The following is a 19527-nucleotide window of genomic DNA, read 5'->3' as shown; positions in this document are numbered from 1 at the left end:
AATTATTTTTAAATAAAAAAAGGCTGGTGATTTACACACCAGCAACTTCAAACCTACGTAACCCCTCTTTTCCTTGAAAGGTCTTTATTATTATAATCAAATTTCAAAATATTTATGCCAAAAGTTATAATTTAAATATCCTATTCATCTATATAATTTATATATATTTTAATATCATTAATTAAATATACTACTTATTAAATTCTTAATCCAATTTATGAATCCACCACTTTCTTCTTGCTTTCCTTCTTTATTTTCTTCTTGATTATTTTCTGGTTCTTGAATCTTTATTTCATTTGTCTTCATAATAAATTTCACAGTTCCATCCATATTACTATCTTTTCCTGTGAATGTATCATAATCCTTTGACATTTTTACAAGTTCATCTTTAACTTGTACTAAATCATCAATTTTTTCTGTAGCCTCTTCTCCTTTATCACTTAATTTATCTATTCCTTCTTTATTGAATTCTTCCATTCCTTTATTTAATTTTGTACTTCCTTCTGCAAGCTTATTTACCCCTTCTTCTAATTCAGGTAAACTCTTTATTAATTCTCTTGCCCTTTGAACATTATTTTTTTCTAGTGAGCCTTTAGTTATTCTTAAAATATCTTCGCTATCTTTTAAATCTTGTTGCATTGAAAGTAGCTTCTCACTTAAAGCTTTAATTTCTTTAATATTTAAGCTTCCATCACCTTTTGAAAGAACCTTTTGAATATCATCTATTGTACTTTGTGAGTTTTTTAAATCACTAGAGAACTTATTAAGCTTTTGTAGTAATTCTGGATTTTCTTTTATGCCATCAACCATTTTATTTATTGATTCTATATTATCTTTATTTGCTTCTATATCCACCGATATATCATTTAAATTTGATTTTAATCCTTCAATAGCTTTTAAATCATCAGCATTTAAACTTAATATTCCATCTTCAAGTCCTTTTATTAATTTTTGACTGCTATCACTCTTATAATTTGAATAAAACTTAGATATTACTCCTCTAGAATTAGAATTTGATAATACGCTATCAGTTGCTCTTATTATAGGTTCTAATCCTTGAAGTTCTTTGATATTTCCCATAATATCTTTCATACTTTCTCCATATCCAGCTATCTTTTGAGCATCTAAATTCATTTGATTTTGAGTAAAATCATTTGCTGTAAGTTTATTTATAACGGCCTTTAAGCTTGAACCTTTATCACCATATACTGCATCAATATATTTATTTGTTTTAGCTTTTGCATCTTCTAATGATATTTTATTTTGCTGCATATCACAAGCAATCATTGCCTTTAATATTAAGTAGCTTGAACCATAAGTTTGCATATCTTTAGCCATTAGATTCATATTATTTATATTTTCATTGCTTAAAAGATTCTGAGTTTTCTTAAGTTTAGAATCTATTCCAAGTAAAAAATTATTTGTTTTTTGATCCAGTGTTCCACCTGGTGATGAATTAATTGCACCTGAAAGCACATTCTCTATAGGTGATGCAGCATTTTTTGCTTCTTTAGCTCCCTTTATCAAACTTTGTCCATTTATTAAATTTTGTCCACTCAATAGTGATACCATTCCATTTAATTTCTTTAAAGTTTCAGGATTTATACTCTCATAACCTTCTTTTAATTTCAGCGTATCTTGTAATAATTTATTAAAGTTATTGTCATTTGAAAGTCCCTTAAATACGTTAACTGATGATTCTATTAATTCCTTATTTTCTAATATGCTTTCTCCATCTTTTATTAAAGTATTAATTTTATTTACATTATTATCTGTAACCAAAGATAATACTTCCTTAAAATTATCTGTATTTATGTTTTTTGCAAAATAGGCATCATCTATTAATTTATTTGCCTTATCTATTTGCTTATCTGATTTTATGATTCCTAACGCTTCTTTCAAGCTATTATTGTTTAATCCCCCCTTACCTTCATCTAATTTCTTTTTAGCAGTAAGTATTCCTTCATTTAATGCGCCTGTCCCTTTAAGAAGCTCATCTGAAGCATCATTTAATTTATTTAGTGAATTCTTTATTTCATCTAATGAATCTGCTTTTTCTAAACTGCTTAAATCCAGTAATTCTGTTGTTGCAGTTATCATTATAGGGCCAAGTTCAAAATTATCTGTATAGCCTTCTATAACAAGCTTATCTTCAAGATTTATATCTAAATCTTTTTCTTCTATATCTAGACTATCTCTTAATCCTGGGAATGCCGCAAATGCTATAACGTTATTATTACCTTCTGAAATCATAGTTCCTATATTTATCGTTACATCTTTAAATTTATCAATTGGAAGTGTGACTACAGTAGCTGTTGTAAGTGGTGTATATACTTTTCTATTTTTGCCCTTAATATTTACATCTTTAAAACTATTATTTTTAAACTCTATCTCTATTTTTATTTTGCCTGACTTACCTGCAAGTTCATTTTCTTTAATCTTTTCATCATTTAAGTAGTAATTTATATTCACATCAAGAGGAAGATTTTTATCTGTATCCCCTTTATAATAAAGATCACTACCGTTTATTTTCCAATTTAATTTATTTCCATCTTGAACTGGCTTTTCATCGCCTTTTATATTTTCTATATTTTTAAGATTTGATTCATCTTCTATATCTATATTTCCTTCATCTGTGTGTATCCAATTAGTTACTGTCTGTTTTTCTACTTTTCCACTAGAGTCTAGATTTACATAAACACTTTCATCTTTCTTTATCTCTGCTGCTCCAGCAATTGTACTTGCACCCATTGATCCTATTATAACTAAGGCTATTACCTTTTTAGACATTGCTTTATACATAATATCTCCCCCTTACCTCTTCTATCCTTAACCTTCTCGCCATTTAATTGACGTCTTATTTATTAATCCTTCTGAAACTAATAAAAATGATGGAAGTATTAAAAGTATTACTGCCATACTAATGAGTGCGCCTCTAGAAATTAAGAAACAAAGACTTCTAATTAAGGCCATATCTGAAACCATAGCTACAGCACCAGTTGCTCCAAAGAATGTAAGTCCAGATGTAACTATTGACTTAGCTGATCCCTTTACTGCAATTAATATTGATTCTTGCTTTGTATGACCTTTTCTAATCTCTTCTCTAAATCTAGATGTCATTAAGATCGCATAATCAACAGTAGCACCAAGCTGAATAGTACCAATTACTATACTTGCTACAAAAGGAATTTCATTTCCTGTATAATAAGGAATTCCCATATTTATAAATATTGCAAATTCTATTGCTGCAACTAATAATATAGGTATTGATATTGATTTAAATACTATTAAAATTATTAAGAATATGGCTATTATTGAATATACTGATACCATTTTAAAATCTCTATCAGAGGTCGTTATTAAATCTTTTGTAAGAGGCCCTTCTCCTGCAACTAGTGCATTTTCATCATATCCTTTTACTAGACTTATAATCTCATCAATTTGCTCATTTTCTTCGTCCTTAGCAGCCTTATACTCTGAATTTGCAAGTATAAGATTATATCCACCTTTTTTAAATATTTCTCTTATATCTTTTGGTATAAATTCTTCTGGAATAGCTGGACCTATTAACTTATCATAAGAAATTACAGATGTAATTCCTTTTATATCCTCTATTTTATTTGTCATTTCTTTTATCTTATAAGGTTTGACATCATCATTTACTAAAATGAAATGTGTTGTCATCATATTAAATTTATCTTTTAGTTTGTTTGTTGCAACTATAGATGGCATATCCTTAGGCAATGTTTCATCTAAGTTATAATAGACTTTAGCATTCCTCGAACCAAATATAGCAGGTACTAAAAGAACTAAAAATACACCTATAAAAATTTTATAATGAGTAGTTACAATATTTGATAACTTATCAAAATTGGGAATTATAGTCCTATGTTTATATCTATGGATCAATTTATCAAATGTAAGTATTAGAGCTGGAAGTACTGTTACAGAACAAATGACTCCTAATACAACTCCCTTTGCCATAACAATTCCAATATCCTTTCCAAGTGTTAAATCCATAGCACATAGAGCTAAAAATCCTGCAATTGTTGTTAACGATGATCCTGAAATAGATAACATTGTTGTAGATATAGCTTCTGACATAGCATCTTTCTTATTTTCAAACCTTGTAAGTTCTTCCTCATATCTATGCATTAAGAATATAGAGTAATCCATAGTGACGCCTAGTTGTAATACAGCCGCCAAAGCTTTTGTTATATATGATATTTCGCCAAATATAATGTTTGTTCCAAGATTAAACAATATTCCAATACCTATAGAAACTAAAAATATTATAGGTACAAATGTAGACTCCATAGAAATTAATAAAACTATTAAAGAAATAATTACTGCTAATATCACATAAAATGGAGTTTCTTTATCTGCCAAATCCTTTGTATCTTTAAGTATTGCAGACATTCCACTTAGAAAGCATTGTTTATTTGTCATAGATTTTATTTCACCAATTGCATTTAATGTACTTTCCGATGCAGACGAATCATTATACTTAATAATTACCATAGTTGCATCTCCATTAAATAATTGATTTTTCACAGCATCTGGAAGCATATCCTTTGGTACAGAAATATCTAATGCATTATCTACCCAAATGGCATTTTCTACTCCTTTAACATTTTTAATTTTGTCTTTAAGTTCTACAACATCTTTATCTTTCATCCCCTCTATTATAAGCATTGATGTTGCAGCATCTGAATAGACATCATCTAAAACCTTTTGTCCTTTAGTAGAATCCAAATCCTGTGGTAAGTAGCTTAAAATATCGTAATTAATTCTTGTATTTATAATTCCAAAAATAGCTGGAACTATTAATATAACAGTTAATATTAATACTATTTTCGTATGATTAGAAATCCACTTACCAAACTTATTCACTTATCATCACCCCTTATATGACTAATAGTCATTTATTATTATACCAATATATGTATTAAAATCAAATATTTTACCACATTCTTTACAAATAGTTTAAAATTCACTTTTCAATAAATGTAATCGTATATATTTTTCAATAATAATTTTTAAGCTTTGAATTTTAAGTAATTCTTAATATCTGAAATTAATAGTTACAAATTTTTATCACCTAATATTTTCATTTACCATTTATCTAAGTATTTTTTTCTCTTGTGTATTACCTGCAGAATTATTAATACTATTTTCTTTCTATTCATAAATACTGTTTTAAATATTAAACTTATTGTATAATAGCTTTATAACAATTTTTAAAGGAGTGTTTTTTATTGTTTGGTTACGTAACTCCTCTAAAACCTGAACTAAAAATCAGAGAATATAATCAATTTAAGAGCTATTACTGTGGAGTTTGCTTTGCTATAAAAGAGCTATATGGTAATCTTCCAAGAATGACATTAAATTATGATATGACATTTTTAGCATTGCTTTTAGATGGACTAATTAAAGAAGATTTAAATATTGAACTAAAAAGATGTATGGCTCACCCTGCAAAAAAGAAACCTGTATTATTAAATAACACAGCTATAAATTATGCAGCTAGTATGAATGTATCACTTGTTTACTATAAATTATTAGACGATGTTAATGATGATAATTCATTAAAGAGTAAATTCTCATTAACATTTATGAAACCTTATTATAAAAATTTTCCATCTTCTATAGTTGAGATAAACTCAGCAATTGAAGAGAATTTAAAAGAGCTTACAAGACTAGAAAATACTAAAGATTTTAAGTATATAGATGAGATATGCGATCCTTTTAGTATTATAGTTGGTGTTATATTAGAGAAATTCCCTTATGAATTTAAAGATGATTCTAAAGAACTTAGATCAGAACTTTATCGCTTTGGTTATTCTCTTGGAAAATGGATATATCTAATGGATGCTTTAGATGATCTAGAAGAAGATATGAAGGATAATAAATTTAATCCTATTAACTTCCTATATAATAAGGATAACTTACCTTATGAAGAATTCTTAGAAGGAATTAAACAAAGGTTAGAATTTAGTATATTTAGCTGTGCATATACATGCAAAGAAATTCTTGATAAACTTCCACTTAATAGAAATAAAGAAATTTTAGAAAATATCATCAATCTTGGAATGATGGATAAATACATAAATACTACGAATAAATGTAAGTGTAAAAAGAAAGGCAGTGAATTATAAAATGAACCCATATGAAGTACTTGGCGTAAAAGAAGGCGCATCTCAAGAAGAAATCAAAAGTGCATATAGAAAGCTTGTTAAGCAATATCATCCTGATCAATACGGTGATAATCCTCTTAAGGATTTAGCTCAAGAAAAGCTTGCTGAAATAAATCAAGCTTATGATATGCTAACAAAAGGAAAAAATAATTCAAATAACAATACTGGATATAATAGTGGATCTAATAATAGTTATAATAATTCAAATTCTAGTGATGCTTATGCATTCCAAGAAATTAGAAGACTTATTCAAACTAGAAATATAGGAGCTGCTGAGACTAAATTAAATTCTATTTCTAATAGAAATGCCGAATGGAACTTTTTAATGGGTATATGTCATGTTCAAAAAGGTTGGTTTGATTCAGGACTTCAACATCTTCAAACAGCTGTTAACATGGATCCAAACAACTTTGAATATAGACAGGCATTAAACCAAATAAATTCAAGAGCAACTAATTATGGAAATCCATATAGAACTTCTGGTGCAGGTGGTTCTAATGCATGTAGCTGCTGTTTAGACCTTTGGTGTTTAGATAGTCTTTGTGAATGTTTTGGTGGCGATTTAATAGGCTGTTGCTAATAAATATTTGGAGATTGTGATTTATGAATAATTTAAAAGCTAAAGATATAACTTTAGGTGGAATATTAGTTGCATTAACTGTAATTACTTTATATCTTAATTTAATTATACCAATAAATACTTTTGCCATACTTACAATTTCATCATGCTATGTGCCTATTGCAATTATGAGAAGTAATATTAAATTAGGTATATTTGTATATATAGCATCTTCTATTATAGGATTTTTAATTATTCCTCTAGATATAATGATTCCTTTTATTTTATATTTTGGAATCTTTGGTTTAGTTAAATTCTACATTGAGAAGCTTAGAAATATGCCTTTAGAGATAATATTAAAGTTAGTATTTTCTAACATAATGTTATTTATAGGATACTTTATATTCACTTCTTTTGTTGGACCTATTCCTTCAGAACTTCCATTATGGATATTATTAATTGTAGCACAAGTTGCATTTATCATTTTCGATTATGCATTAACGCTGATAATAACATTTTATATATCAAAATTTCATAAAAGATAATAATAGAGATACTTTTATATTTAATATTATAAAAGTATCTCTTATATTTTATTGGTCTTCTTTAATAAATTCACATTTAACTAAATATGCAATATCATAATCCTTCAATTTATCTATATTTTTAGATGGCTCCTTAAAAAAATCCTCATTAAGAGACTCTATCATTTCCTTACTTGAATAACACAAAGTCCCTAATAGTATCTCTTTATCAATTTCATTATTATCTAGCTCATTTATTCCCATAACAGATAACATATCCCCTAATTTCTCTTCATTCACACCTCTTAAAGTTTTAATTGTGCTATATCCATTATTATCACTTACAGTTATATTTAATAAACGTTTATTTAAGGTGTCAACTTGAATATCTTCTGTAGTCATTATAATCATACCGTCCCCATCTATAGCAAGTTCACTTTTTTGAATATCTTCTGGTATTAAATTTCCTTCTTTATACTTTTCAATCCATAATTTTAATTTATTATACTTATCTCCTATATTAAAATTAAAAGCAAATTGATGATCACTACCAGTAGAAAGTAACATCTTCTCTTTTTCTGTAAGTTCTACTTTAGTAATACTATTTTCTTTTAAACTACTATCATTTTTATTACCTATACTACAAGAAAACAATGTACATATAACCCCCAATAGCATTATAGCTAAAATACTACTCTTCTTTCCCATAAAAATCCCCCTATTTATATTTTATTCCCCTATTATATATAATTTAATTTTATGCTTTTATTATATTCGCCCCCTATAGAAAGTACTATTTAAATTATAAAAAAGACTATGTGTAAATTATAATTTACACATAGTCTTTTTATAATAATTTGTATAATTGCTTTTCTAAAAGTACCCCTTCTTTTGTAGGATAATCATATTCCATACTATATCTTATACATTCTTTAACAAATTCTGCTGATTTATTAATTCCATCTAATAAATTATTTCCTTTTAAAATTTCAGTTGAAAGTACTGCTGTAAATATGTCTCCTGTACCTGGATATGATTTAGATAATTTCTCATGACATAAAATTCTTATATCTTCACCATCACAAACCGCTACTCCTATTCCAACCTTATTACAGGGCACAGAAGTTATAACTATATTTTTCGCTCCAATTTTTCTTAAGTCATAAATTACATCTTTTATATCTTCTTCATTAAAATTATCTATATCAGAAACATCTCTTCCTGTTAGGTATAATGCTTCAGTAAAATTTGGTGTAATTATATCACTAAGCTTTAAAAGTTCTCTCATATACTCTACATATTCTTCTGTAAATCCATTATAAAGCTTACCATTATCCCCAAATATAGTATCTAATACAACTATTCCTTCTCTACTTTCCTTTAGATAACTTATAGTTTCTTGTATCTTATCTACTCCACCTAAATATCCTATAAGGGTTAAATCAAAGTTTATTCCATTATCTCTTATACAATCCGTTGCTTCTTTTATAAAATTTTGACTATCGAGTCTAGCAATTGGATTAAATCCACCTGTATGAGTTGATAATATAACGGATGGTATAGGACATGCCTCAACACCTCTAATACTCATTACAGGAATAATATTTGTAAGTGATGCCTTCCCTACGCTACATAAACTGTGTATTATAAGAGCTCTTTTTATAGGCTTTTTCAAAATTTCTCTCTCCATTTCTTATCTTCTATATTAGTTAATTCTTTGAATAAATCCTCTTGTTGCTGCTTTTACAGCCATTGATAAAGGAACTGCTATAACTATACCAATTATAGTTGTTGTAATTGAAGTTAAAAGGGATGTTACAGCACCTTCCCATCCTTTAAAGATTACCCAATTTACAATAAAATATCCAACTAACGATACTAGCCCACCTAATATAAATCCTATTATATTTTGAATTGTACTTCTACCTTCTTTTCCATTCATAAATGCAACTTTTCCAGCTACATATCCTGTTGCTCCCTTAATTATAAAGGTTGGAATTACCCACAATACAAAAGCTGGAGTTAATGCATCCATAAGGGCACTTCCTATAGCAGCTGGAATAGCAGCCTTCTCTCCTATTAATACTGCAACTATAAATATTACGGTTGTTCCTAAGTGAATCATTGAAACTCCTCCACCTATTGGAATTTCGATGTGTATATAAGTTCCTAAAAAAACTAATGCTGAAAGCATTGCTATCATAACAAGCATATTTGTACTCATTTTTTTCATTACATTTTCCTCCAAAATACTAAATTATATTCTTTAATTATGGTATTCTTAGCTACTATACTTGTCAAATGTATCGGTATATTATTTACAATATAAAGAAAGATTGTTTTTAAATTATAAAAATCAAAAAAGGCTATCTTCAATATTGAAGATAGCCAAAATTTCATTCTATTCCATTAATTTTGTAATCTTTTTACTGCATAGTAATAATACTACTCCTAATGCTATACATACAGCTGATATTGAACCGAATATTTCCATAGGTCCAAGGGCTTCCATTCTTGATGCAACAACACCTGCTAATAGATTAGCTACTCCTGATGCTGCAAGCCACATACCCATTAATAATGATGCATATTTGATAGGTGCAAGTTTTGATACCATTGATAATCCTATTGGTGATAAGCATAATTCTCCAAGTGTATTACAGAAGTATGTTAATACTATCCACCACATACTAGCCTTAGCTACTGGGTCTTCTGCTCCTCCAATTGATACACATGCTCCTACCATAAATAAGAATCCAATACCTAAGATAATCATACCCATTGCCATTTTAACTGGCACTGGTAAATCTCCTTTTTTTCTATTAGCTAATCTAAACCATAATTTAGCTAATATTGGTGAAAGAATAAGTACAAATACTGGATTAATTGATTGGAACCATGCAACTGGAATTGTCATTCCAAAGAAGTCTCTATTAGTTAATTTTTGAGTAAACATTGTTAATGAACTTCCCGCTTGTTCAAATCCTGTCCAGAAGAAAATAACAAAGAATGCTAATATGAATATAGAAGCTACTCTTCTCTTTTCTTGCTTAGTTAAAGGTTCATGACTAACTTGCTTTTGTTCTTTTGTTCTTTCCTTTGGTGCTTCACCTACATGTGCTAAATACTTAGGTGAGAATACCATGAATATTATTTGTCCAAGTACCATTCCTATAGCAGCTGCTAAGAAACCGTATTTAAATCCATATTCTATAATTGCCCCATTTGCTGTCTTTGCAAAGATATCTTCTGCTAATAACCCACATATTAAAGGTGCTATTAATGATCCTACATTTATACCCATATAGAATATTGTAAATGCTGAATCCTTACGCTTATCCTCTTTGTCATAAAGTTGACCAACTACTGTTGATATGTTTGGTTTAAAGAAACCATTACCTACTATTAATAATGCTAGTCCTATGTAAAGTCCTATTCTACTGCTATCTATAAATAACATAAAGTTACCTATTGCCATTATAGATGCACCGATTATTATTGATTTCTTTTGACCTAAGAAATTATCTGCAATCCATCCTCCAATTATTGGAGTAAAATATGTAAAACCTGTATATATCGCGTATATAAGTGCTCCTGAACTTACACTAAATCCTAAACCACCTTGTACAAAACTTACTGTTAAATAAAGCATTAAAAGTGATCTTAATCCGTAGTAACTAAATCTCTCCCACATTTCTGTTAAAAATAATAGATATAGACCTGGTGGGTGCTTTAATCTACTCTTGTTAACAGATGTATTTGATGTTGTCATAGTAAATTCCCCTTTTCATTCGTTATGTCATTTAATGAATTTTGCAATTTAAATCCTGCAAAAATTCTTTAAAATAAATTTTGTTTATGTAAAGACTATACCATTTTATGAAAGTGAATTCAAGTCATTTATAGATTTTTTTTAATCTAATTAATATTTTAATAAAATTCATCTATTTAAACCCTTATTTAATTATCAATTTATCAAAAAACTATTACTTTTTTATTCATTTTTTATTAATTTGCAAATTTTTTTAATGTATTCCCTTATGATACATTTGATTTTTACAAGAATACAGTTGCAAGTTTTACTTATTCAATATTTAATTTTCTTATTTTATCAACTTTTACACTTTTATTTTTATTTTTTTGAACATATATTCACTATATAAGTATCTTCATTAATACTTTATTAACACCTTATTTGCTTTCTGCTATAATTTTCTTGAGATGGTGATACTATGAAAAATCTTAAATTATATTTTACGTCTCACATTCATGGATATATTTATCCTACAGACTACACAAATAATGAATTTAAAAATATGGGATTGCTTAATATAATTAATTCCTTTAATAAGGATAAAAATACATTAATAATAGATTGTGGAGATACTGTTCAAGGATCACCTTTTACAACCTATCTTTCAAATTCAAAGTTTGATATACATCCAATTGCAAAAATTATGAATGAAGGATTATATGACTTTGTACCACTTGGAAATCATGACTTTAATTACTGATATGATTATTTAGATAAATATTTAATTAACTTAAATGCGAAATGTTTATGATAATACTTTAAAATTACCTAATAAAAAATAATTTTAAATATACAAACATTAGTTCGTATATTTATTGTAAAAAATGATAATACTCCTTAATGAATTAAAACACTAAGGAGTGATTTTTTTATGAACAAAGTTTTATTAGTTGGAAATTTAATAAGAGATCCTGAAATTAATTATTCCAAAGATAAAAGACTTCCATATTCTCGTTGTATTTTAGCTGTAGATGATAGAATAGGTAAAACTACTCATTTTATACCTTTTATAATATTTGATAAAGGTGCTGAGGTTCTTTGTGAATATGGCAAAAAAGGTAGTAAAATTGGAATTACTGGATATATTAAAAGAAGTGCTTTTAATAAGGATGAATCAAATACAATTTATAATACAGATATAATTGCAGAGAGCTTTGAGTTTATAGGATTTAATAATAAGAAGGATTCTAAAGAAGATGATTTGGAGCTTGTTTCAAATGCAGATATACCATTTTAAACCAAAATGGTATATTTAATCTTCCCTCACTCTGTAGATAAAAGGACTTTTTCTTGTGTGAAAAAGTCCTTTTAATATTTTATACACTTAATTTTGAAATTGAATACTATAAAATTCATTTAGATAGATCATATAATTTAAGTCTATCTATTATCTCTATTTTACCTCTATGAATTTTAATTATATTATCAGATTCAAATTTTTTTAACATACGGCTAACTACTTCTCTAGCAGATCCTAAGTTGTTAGCAATAGTATCATGAGTTATAGTTAGCGTAGTGTTATCTTGAAGAAATGATTCATTCATTAAAAATTTACTAAGTCTTTTATCAAAGCTTAGAAAAACTATATCTTCAATTAAGCACATTACTTCTGAGAATTTATCTTGTGTTAAATCAAGCAAGAATTTTTGAACAGCTATATTAGAATCAGATAAATTTTTAAAATAAGTTCCATTTATAATTAAAGCTAATGTATCTTTTTCTGCTTCAAGACTTACATCACAAGATATATTTTTAAATGCACACGCTGCAGACAGTAGACAAAAATCTCTGCTTAATAATCTAAAAATAGTAATTTCTTTACCAGAAGTTGAATGTATAAAACTTCTAAGTTGTCCTTCTAAAACAAGTATAATACCAGAACAACTTGCTGAATACTTAGAGTTTATTAAATCTCCTTTAGAGTAACTTTGTATCTTACTTATTGATAGTAGCTTATTTAATTCATCTTTAGATAATTCATTGAAAAATGGTAAAAATTCTTTTAAGTAAGATAATTTTTCTTTATTTATCATTAAAATAACTCCACAATTTATTATAATTAAATATTAACATTTATATGTGACAATGTCACAGAAAAAAATGTATTTATTAGATATTATATATATTAAGTTAATGAAGCAAAAGAACTATTAAGGGAGAGATGTATAATGACAAAACCATCAGAATATCATAGCCAAGGATACACTTGCGCTGAATCTATAATAAAATCTTATAATGAGGAACACAATACAGATATTCCTGTTTCTTTAGGTAGCGGAATGGGAACAGGAATAACAGTTGGAAGCCTTTGTGGTGCTGTTAATGCTGCTGTATTAATTATAGGATATCTAAAGGGAAGAAATAATACTTCAGAAAAAAATGATGCTAGATTATATTCTAGAGATCTTATGAATAGAGTAAGAGAAAAATATAACTCAGAAATATGTGTAGACTTAAAAAGAAGTAAAGTTGGATGTGGTGAAATAATAGATTTTTCATATGATGCTTTAAATGATTTATTAGAAAAAAAATAGAGAATAGAAAAATACTCTGAATATAGTCTGCCATATTCAGAGTATTTTTCTATTTTATATTAAGAATTATATCTATTAAATCTTCGGAACTCATTTTTATTTCACCTTTATAGGATTCTATATACTCTATAAGATCATCTTTAGATATCTCATTAAATATGCAAACATCTGATAGACTATATCTTACATTTAACTCTAAATCATTATCTACATAATATATTATTGATTTTATATCTATATTGCATCCTAATTCTATTAAATATTCCTTTAATCTATCCCTTTGTCTATTTACTACGATTATTGGATTATTTATCTTTTTATCCTCGTTACCATTAGATAATATCCATTTATTTTCCTTTACATCTCCATTAACTCTACCTTTATCATACCTTATATATATTATGAAAACACCTGATTGATTTACCACAAGTGTATCAATATGATTTATACCCTTTTTACTATTAAAGCTAAAATTTTTTAATATATAATTATTATTATCTAAATTAGTTAGTACTTCAGGTACTACTTCACTTAAAGTTTTATCACTATTTTTATTTAAATTAATAAACTCTTTATCGTCATGCTTTTTATTTATGTATTTTCTCTTCAAATAAATGTATGTTAGTAATAATGCTAATAATATTGTTACTAGGTCGTAAAACTCACCAAAAAAGCCTGATATATCAATAATGGTATCTATAATTTCAAGAATCAAATTTACAATAAATATACTTATTATAAATACTATAACAGATACGAATTTATTTAATTCAAATTTATTGTTATCTTTATTTTTATCTTTGATATTATTCATATCTACTAAAATAGCCATTTAATCACACCTTTTTTTATTAGATTCATACTAAAAGGGCTAGGAAAACTCTCCTAGCCCTTTTAGTATATCCAAAATATTATATTATAATTCTTGTTTTATCTCTATTTCTGAAGATAATGTTTGTAATTTTGATAATGCATCTGCCGCTTTATCCTCATCTACAAGCACCACCAACAAATCTCCTGATAGTATTTCTGTGCCACCTTTTGGAATTATCTCTTTCCCACCTCTTTTAATGGCAACTAAAAGACATTCTTTTGGCCAACTTATATTCTTGATTAACTTTCCTTCAACTTCACTGCCCATAAATACAGATAATTCTAAAAGTGTTTTCTTAACATATGCTGTACAATCACTTTCACACTCTGAACCATCACACTTTTTAAGTCTCTTCTCTAATAAACTTTCATATATTGGTTCTGATTTTAGAAGGTCTGATGTAACGTATGAAACAATTACTACTATAGTAAGCGCAAGTAAATGTTCAAAAGACCCTGACATTTCAGTAATCAAAATAATTCCTGTAATTGGTGCTTTTACTATTGATGCAAAGTGACCTGCCATTGCAAATATTATAAAATTAATTACATATATCATAGGAATATTAGCTGTTTTACAAACAATAACTCCAAAGATATTTCCAACTATAGCTCCTAATACAAGTAGTGGAAAGAATATACCTCCTGGTGCATTTGATCCAAAACTTATAAATGTAAATAAATATTTAACTATTAAAAATACTAATAATACCTTTATTGTAAATCCACCATCAACTAAACTCATAATAAGAGAGTGTCCTCCCCCTAATAGAATAGGTGCTGTAAGTCCAACTAACCCTGCGCATAAGAATGGTATCATAACCTTAACTTGTACTGGAACCTTTGTAAATTTTGCATATATATCTTGAGTCTTTAATATCCCTTTGCTAAAAGCTACTCCAGTAATGCCTACTAAAACTCCAAGAAGTATTAAAGCCCAATAATATTTAAGTGGAAATACATCAACATTTGAAAAACCAAGTGCTGGTCCAAGTCCTAAAAAATTCTTACACATAAAATCTGCTGCAATTGAAGCTGACATAGCAGATAAAAGCACTAGCGGAGAAAAGTTTTTATGAACTTCTTCTAACGCAAAAATAACACCTGATAAAGGTGCATTAAATGCTGCTGCAAGACCTGCACTAGCACCACTTGTTATTAAGAATTTATCTTCAATATTTAGTCTTTTACATACCTTTGAGAAACCTTGCCCTACAGAAGCTCCCATCTGTACTGATGGACCTTCACGTCCTACAGATAGCCCTGCAACTAGCGCCATAGTTCCACCTACAAATTTGTATACTAAAACTCTTAACCAGTTAGCATCAAGCCTTTTCATAAGTATGCCCTCAACTTGTGGTATACCACTACCTGAAATCATAGGATCACTTTTTACCAAACATCCAACAAAAAATCCCATTATTCCAAGTATCACAAAAACTAATAATATTGTTAATGGATGACCTTTTGAATAAGTGTAAAAATTACTAAGCAACGGTGATAATTTTTCAACTAACACTCTATTTGCAACAACAACTAATCCTGTTATTAGCCCTATAAGTGCTGATTCCCATATTAATCTAATTTTTAAATTATTTCTATGGGGAAAAATATCACTAACGCCTTCTTTTCTTTCTTCCATCATACTTCCCCCTTAATTAAAGTCTACCTCTTATTATATATCTTATTTAATTTATTAGAAACTAACTCTTAAGCTATAATCTTTGTATATAAGGCATTTTTTCAATTTAAATTTAACTATATTAAAAATACTATCGCTACTTATAGAATACTTTAAATAACTTATTTATTCATCATTATTATTTTTAATTTTTTATTAACTGAATAATAATATTGTGTTAATAAAAAAAAGAGCTATATTATAGCTCCTTTAACTTACTATTTTAAATTCATTCTGTAGTGATAAAATAATTTCCTCTGACTTCGCATCAAAAATTACACAATCTAAAACTAATTCTTTAGATCTATTATAATTATTAAATATCTCTAATGCATCATCAGAATTATTAAATACTTTCCAATAACCACATAGTAAACATTTTTTAGTAGTACACTCCATGAAATCTATAACATCTTCTAGAGGAATTCCTAAAAACACTCCAAGTTCATGAGGACAATGAAATCTATTATATCTTTGTACTAATTTATCTAAAATACTACCTAAATTATCTTGAAGATTATATTCAAGCTTTAATAAAAATTCTTTTGTTTCTTTATTATTTATAAATTTTTCTAAATTTTTCTCTGAATATATTAGTAAAATTATAGCTTTATCATCTTCCCTTAGTAAGACATGCTTTAACCCTATCTTATTTAAAAATGTTTCTTTATAGTTATTCCATACAAAATATTCTTTGCTATCCTTTTTTAAAGTTATTGTTGAAGATGGCTTTAAGCCACCAACTACTGGTGCTAATAAAAATAACATATATTTATCAAAATATTCAATATTATTCATATCCTTTAATTTACTCATAAACTGCTTAATTTTTATCTCCATCTTCAACACTCCTTAATTATCTTTTAGCTATATTTTTACCAATCTCAATTAATTTATTCGCAGCTTCTCCTTCTGGAAATTCATTTGCTATTACTTCTCTTTCTAAAAGGTCAGCTCCTGCATCTAACATCCTATCTTCCCATGCTGTCATCCATTCTCCAGTTCCCCATCCATAAGATCCAAATAGAACCATGCTCTTTCCTGAAACTTCCCCTTCTATTGATTCAACAAATGGTTCCATTTCACATTCTTCTATAACTTCCGCTCCCATAGCTGGTGATCCAAGCATAACAACATCATAATTTTTTACATCATCAATTGATGCCCCATCGACAGTTTTTATGTTTACTTCCGCGCCTTCTTCCTTTGCGCCCTTTGCAATTAAGTTTGCCATTTCTTCAGTATTTCCTGATCCTGTCCAATAAATAATATTAATTTTCATAAATATCATCCTCTCTCATTCAATTGATATTGATTATCATTACTTGTTGATAGTATATTATTATTTCAAAAACTTGTCAAGGTCATATTTAGAAATTTATTAATTATATATCTAAGTAAATAAAAAAAAGACACCCTTATATTAACTATAAAAGTGTCTTAACTATGTTCTATTATTTTGTTATTATTTTGCTATTCTCTTACCTAATTCAACTAACTTGTCCGCATCTTCGCCTTCTGGTAACTCTTTAACTACAACTTCTCTTTCTAAAAGTTCTGCTCCTGCATCTAACATTCTATCTTCCCATTCTGTCATAAAGGCTCCGCCGCCCCATCCAAATGATCCAAATAAAATCATTTTCTTTCCTGAAACGTCATCTTCTATTGATTCAACAAATGGTTCTACTTCTGTTTCTTCTAAATTTTCTGCTCCCATTGCTGGTGATCCAAGTAATACAACATCACAATCTTTTACATCATCTATTGATGCTCCGTCCATTGTCATTAAGTTTACTTCAGCGCCTTCTTCTCTAGCACCTTTTGCAATTAAGTTTGCCATTTCTTCTGTGTTTCCTGTTGATGAATGATATATTATATTAATTTTCATAATTTCTCTCCTCTTTCTAAACGATAATCTTTATTTGTTAATAATATACCTCATCAGATAATCAAAGTCAATAGATTTTGGATAAATTCTTATCATTTTACTCTGATTTATTTTTTCCTCAATAAAAGCTCCAATAGAACTACTATTGAAGCTTTCTGTTTTCCATCTTTAACACTCTTTTTGTAACCATATTTGCAAAACTAATATCATGGGTTATTATCATTATTGTTATTCCTTCTTTATTTAATTTTTTTATAATTTCTCCCACCTCTATGGTTGTTTTAGGATCAAGTGCTGATGTTGGTTCATCAAAACATAGAACTTTCGGCTCCATGGCAAGAGCTCTTGCTATAGCAACTCTTTGTTTTTGTCCACCTGATAATTCGAAAGGATAATTATTTTCTTTATCTTCCATTGAAAGGCTTTTTAATATTTCTCTTGCCTTTTTAATTGCAATCTCTTTACTCTCCTTTAAAACTCTTATAGGTGCTTCAATTATATTTTCTAAAACAGTCATATGAGGGAATAAATTAAAATTTTGAAATACAACCCCTATATCTTTTCTAACTTCCTTTAATTCTTTACCTTCTACATATATACCATTTTTGCAAAATATCTTATTATTTATCTTTATAAGTCCACCATCACATTTTTCAAGACCAGTTATACATCTTAACAACGTAGTCTTACCTTCTCCAGATCTTCCAACAACTACAACAGTTTCCCCTTTATCTATTACTAAATCTAAATCTTTAAATACATCATTGTTCCCAAAACTCTTTTTAATTCCTTTAATCTCTAACATATAGTTCCCTCCTATTTGTAGTAATTATATTTCTTTTCTAATTTTTTAAATACATTAGTTAATACTATAACTAATATAAGATATAAAACTCCAACTATAACTAATGGAAATAATGATGCTTCTCTATTAGTAGCTATTTTACCTACCATTAATATATCTTGTAATCCTACTATATACACAAGAGCTGTATCTTTAATTAAACTTATTACTTCATTTCCAACTGGAGGAATTACCTTCTTAAAAGCTTGTGGAAGAATTATTCTAATATAAACATCAAATTCTGAAAGACCAAGCATTTCACAAGCTTCTAATTGTCCATCATCAACACCTTCAATACCAGCTCTAAATATTTCTGCAAAATATGCACCATAATTTAATACAAATGCCACTATTGCAGCAGTAAATCTTCCAAATCTAACTCCAACTAAAGGCAATCCAAAGAATATAAATATTATTTGTAATAATAATGGTGTTCCCCTCATAATTAAGATATACAAGTCTACAATTCTCTTAGTTAATTTATTTCCTTTAACCCTTAATATAGCAACTATAATTCCAATAGGTATAGAAAGTATTAAGGTTAATATAAATACTGAAAGAGTAATCTTAAGACCACCCATTAATTGATCTATTAACATTTCAAAATTCATTA

The 19527-nt window shown here is 27.7% G+C and carries 20 protein-coding genes; 6 read left to right on the top strand and 14 right to left on the bottom strand.

What is annotated here, in order from left to right; all coding sequences use genetic code 11:
• Nucleotides 1–177: 177 nt before the first annotated feature.
• Nucleotides 178–2802 carry a hypothetical protein gene (locus ACQPUW_RS03330; RefSeq protein ID WP_430836084.1) on the bottom strand — a complete coding sequence of 875 codons (2625 nt, stop codon included), beginning with the start codon at nucleotides 2800–2802 and terminating at the stop codon, nucleotides 178–180.
• A 27-nt stretch (nucleotides 2803–2829) separates the two neighbouring features.
• Nucleotides 2830–4893, bottom strand: a complete 2064-nt coding sequence (locus ACQPUW_RS03325) for an efflux RND transporter permease subunit (RefSeq protein ID WP_430836083.1) — start codon at nucleotides 4891–4893, stop codon at nucleotides 2830–2832.
• Between the two features lie 365 nt (nucleotides 4894–5258).
• Between ACQPUW_RS03325 and ACQPUW_RS03320 the strand changes: the two genes are divergently transcribed.
• Genes ACQPUW_RS03320 through ACQPUW_RS03310 form a run of 3 tightly spaced genes read left to right on the top strand, consistent with a single transcriptional unit; the run spans nucleotide 5259 to nucleotide 7301 of the window.
• Nucleotides 5259–6158: a DUF5685 family protein gene (locus tag ACQPUW_RS03320; protein ID WP_430836082.1), complete on the top strand. Its 900-nt coding sequence runs from the start codon at nucleotides 5259–5261 to the stop codon at nucleotides 6156–6158.
• 1 nt (nucleotide 6159) lies between these two features.
• A complete protein-coding gene (locus tag ACQPUW_RS03315; RefSeq protein WP_430836081.1) occupies nucleotides 6160–6777 on the top strand; it encodes a J domain-containing protein in 618 nt (205 codons plus the stop codon).
• A 23-nt stretch (nucleotides 6778–6800) separates the two neighbouring features.
• Nucleotides 6801–7301 carry a hypothetical protein gene (locus ACQPUW_RS03310; protein WP_430836080.1) on the top strand — a complete coding sequence of 167 codons (501 nt, stop codon included), beginning with the start codon at nucleotides 6801–6803 and terminating at the stop codon, nucleotides 7299–7301.
• Nucleotides 7302–7349: 48 nt separating this feature from the next.
• On the opposite strand, the gene ACQPUW_RS03305 is transcribed toward ACQPUW_RS03310, so the two are convergent.
• The 4 genes from ACQPUW_RS03305 to ACQPUW_RS03290 form a co-directional block, all read right to left on the bottom strand.
• Nucleotides 7350–7988, bottom strand: coding sequence for a hypothetical protein (locus tag ACQPUW_RS03305; protein ID WP_430836079.1), 639 nt, complete (start codon nucleotides 7986–7988; stop codon nucleotides 7350–7352).
• Between the two features lie 139 nt (nucleotides 7989–8127).
• The gene (locus tag ACQPUW_RS03300) at nucleotides 8128–8955 is read right to left on the bottom strand and encodes a pyridoxamine kinase (protein WP_430836078.1); all 828 of its coding nucleotides are present in this window, start codon (nucleotides 8953–8955) and stop codon (nucleotides 8128–8130) included.
• 30 nt (nucleotides 8956–8985) lie between these two features.
• Nucleotides 8986–9513, bottom strand: coding sequence for an ECF transporter S component (locus ACQPUW_RS03295; protein WP_430836077.1), 528 nt, complete (start codon nucleotides 9511–9513; stop codon nucleotides 8986–8988).
• Nucleotides 9514–9681: 168 nt separating this feature from the next.
• Nucleotides 9682–11052 (bottom strand): peptide MFS transporter, encoded by a 1371-nt coding sequence (locus tag ACQPUW_RS03290; protein WP_430836076.1) that lies wholly within the window; start codon nucleotides 11050–11052, stop codon nucleotides 9682–9684.
• 460 nt (nucleotides 11053–11512) lie between these two features.
• On the opposite strand from ACQPUW_RS03290, the gene ACQPUW_RS03285 reads away from it, so the two are divergent.
• Entirely contained in the window at nucleotides 11513–11794 is a 282-nt protein-coding gene (locus ACQPUW_RS03285; RefSeq protein WP_430836075.1) for a hypothetical protein, read from the top strand.
• Between the two features lie 171 nt (nucleotides 11795–11965).
• Complete coding sequence (locus ACQPUW_RS03280; RefSeq protein ID WP_430836074.1) at nucleotides 11966–12331, top strand: single-stranded DNA-binding protein; 366 nt, start codon at nucleotides 11966–11968, stop codon at nucleotides 12329–12331.
• A gap of 115 nt (nucleotides 12332–12446) precedes the next feature.
• Here ACQPUW_RS03280 and ACQPUW_RS03275 read toward each other — a convergent pair whose 3' ends face one another.
• The gene (locus ACQPUW_RS03275; protein ID WP_430836073.1) at nucleotides 12447–13127 is read right to left on the bottom strand and encodes a Crp/Fnr family transcriptional regulator; all 681 of its coding nucleotides are present in this window, start codon (nucleotides 13125–13127) and stop codon (nucleotides 12447–12449) included.
• Between the two features lie 135 nt (nucleotides 13128–13262).
• On the opposite strand from ACQPUW_RS03275, the gene ACQPUW_RS03270 reads away from it, so the two are divergent.
• Nucleotides 13263–13628 (top strand): C-GCAxxG-C-C family (seleno)protein, encoded by a 366-nt coding sequence (locus ACQPUW_RS03270; RefSeq protein ID WP_430836072.1) that lies wholly within the window; start codon nucleotides 13263–13265, stop codon nucleotides 13626–13628.
• Between the two features lie 49 nt (nucleotides 13629–13677).
• On the opposite strand, the gene ACQPUW_RS03265 is transcribed toward ACQPUW_RS03270, so the two are convergent.
• The 7 genes from ACQPUW_RS03265 to ACQPUW_RS03235 form a co-directional block, all read right to left on the bottom strand.
• Nucleotides 13678–14460, bottom strand: coding sequence for a nuclease-related domain-containing protein (locus tag ACQPUW_RS03265; protein ID WP_430836071.1), 783 nt, complete (start codon nucleotides 14458–14460; stop codon nucleotides 13678–13680).
• Nucleotides 14461–14544: 84 nt separating this feature from the next.
• Complete coding sequence (locus tag ACQPUW_RS03260) at nucleotides 14545–16143, bottom strand: chloride channel protein (RefSeq protein WP_430837268.1); 1599 nt, start codon at nucleotides 16141–16143, stop codon at nucleotides 14545–14547.
• A 249-nt stretch (nucleotides 16144–16392) separates the two neighbouring features.
• Nucleotides 16393–17022, bottom strand: a complete 630-nt coding sequence (locus ACQPUW_RS03255; RefSeq protein WP_430836070.1) for a DUF3793 family protein — start codon at nucleotides 17020–17022, stop codon at nucleotides 16393–16395.
• 16 nt (nucleotides 17023–17038) lie between these two features.
• Nucleotides 17039–17464, bottom strand: coding sequence for a flavodoxin (locus ACQPUW_RS03250; protein WP_430836069.1), 426 nt, complete (start codon nucleotides 17462–17464; stop codon nucleotides 17039–17041).
• A 183-nt stretch (nucleotides 17465–17647) separates the two neighbouring features.
• Nucleotides 17648–18070, bottom strand: coding sequence for a flavodoxin (locus ACQPUW_RS03245; RefSeq protein ID WP_430836068.1), 423 nt, complete (start codon nucleotides 18068–18070; stop codon nucleotides 17648–17650).
• Nucleotides 18071–18212: 142 nt separating this feature from the next.
• On the bottom strand, nucleotides 18213–18875 hold the full coding sequence (locus tag ACQPUW_RS03240) for an amino acid ABC transporter ATP-binding protein (RefSeq protein WP_430836067.1): 663 nt from the start codon (nucleotides 18873–18875) through the stop codon (nucleotides 18213–18215).
• Between the two features lie 11 nt (nucleotides 18876–18886).
• Nucleotides 18887–19525 (bottom strand): amino acid ABC transporter permease, encoded by a 639-nt coding sequence (locus tag ACQPUW_RS03235; RefSeq protein ID WP_430836066.1) that lies wholly within the window; start codon nucleotides 19523–19525, stop codon nucleotides 18887–18889.
• Nucleotides 19526–19527: the final 2 nt, after the last annotated feature.

It is taken from the genome of Clostridium sardiniense (assembly GCF_050584765.1).
Lineage (GTDB): Bacteria > Bacillota > Clostridia > Clostridiales > Clostridiaceae > Clostridium > Clostridium sardiniense_A.
This window is presented reverse-complemented; position numbering and strand designations above follow the sequence as displayed.

What these genes read in the sequence shown, in the direction of transcription:
- ACQPUW_RS03330 (WP_430836084.1), bottom strand. Translation starts at nt 2,802, where the DNA reads ATGTATAAAGCAATGTCTAAAAAGGTAATAGCCTTAGTTATAATAGGA.
- ACQPUW_RS03315 (WP_430836081.1), top strand. Translation starts at nt 6,160, where the DNA reads ATGAACCCATATGAAGTACTTGGCGTAAAAGAAGGCGCATCTCAAGAA.
- ACQPUW_RS03310 (WP_430836080.1), top strand. Translation starts at nt 6,801, where the DNA reads ATGAATAATTTAAAAGCTAAAGATATAACTTTAGGTGGAATATTAGTT.
- ACQPUW_RS03305 (WP_430836079.1), bottom strand. Translation starts at nt 7,988, where the DNA reads ATGGGAAAGAAGAGTAGTATTTTAGCTATAATGCTATTGGGGGTTATA.
- ACQPUW_RS03295 (WP_430836077.1), bottom strand. Translation starts at nt 9,513, where the DNA reads ATGAAAAAAATGAGTACAAATATGCTTGTTATGATAGCAATGCTTTCA.
- ACQPUW_RS03290 (WP_430836076.1), bottom strand. Translation starts at nt 11,052, where the DNA reads ATGACAACATCAAATACATCTGTTAACAAGAGTAGATTAAAGCACCCA.
- ACQPUW_RS03285 (WP_430836075.1), top strand. Translation starts at nt 11,513, where the DNA reads ATGAAAAATCTTAAATTATATTTTACGTCTCACATTCATGGATATATT.
- ACQPUW_RS03280 (WP_430836074.1), top strand. Translation starts at nt 11,966, where the DNA reads ATGAACAAAGTTTTATTAGTTGGAAATTTAATAAGAGATCCTGAAATT.
- ACQPUW_RS03275 (WP_430836073.1), bottom strand. Translation starts at nt 13,127, where the DNA reads ATGATAAATAAAGAAAAATTATCTTACTTAAAAGAATTTTTACCATTT.
- ACQPUW_RS03270 (WP_430836072.1), top strand. Translation starts at nt 13,263, where the DNA reads ATGACAAAACCATCAGAATATCATAGCCAAGGATACACTTGCGCTGAA.
- ACQPUW_RS03265 (WP_430836071.1), bottom strand. Translation starts at nt 14,460, where the DNA reads ATGGCTATTTTAGTAGATATGAATAATATCAAAGATAAAAATAAAGAT.
- ACQPUW_RS03260 (WP_430837268.1), bottom strand. Translation starts at nt 16,143, where the DNA reads ATGGAAGAAAGAAAAGAAGGCGTTAGTGATATTTTTCCCCATAGAAAT.
- ACQPUW_RS03255 (WP_430836070.1), bottom strand. Translation starts at nt 17,022, where the DNA reads ATGGAGATAAAAATTAAGCAGTTTATGAGTAAATTAAAGGATATGAAT.
- ACQPUW_RS03250 (WP_430836069.1), bottom strand. Translation starts at nt 17,464, where the DNA reads ATGAAAATTAATATTATTTATTGGACAGGATCAGGAAATACTGAAGAA.
- ACQPUW_RS03245 (WP_430836068.1), bottom strand. Translation starts at nt 18,070, where the DNA reads ATGAAAATTAATATAATATATCATTCATCAACAGGAAACACAGAAGAA.
- ACQPUW_RS03240 (WP_430836067.1), bottom strand. Translation starts at nt 18,875, where the DNA reads ATGTTAGAGATTAAAGGAATTAAAAAGAGTTTTGGGAACAATGATGTA.
- ACQPUW_RS03235 (WP_430836066.1), bottom strand. Translation starts at nt 19,525, where the DNA reads ATGAATTTTGAAATGTTAATAGATCAATTAATGGGTGGTCTTAAGATT.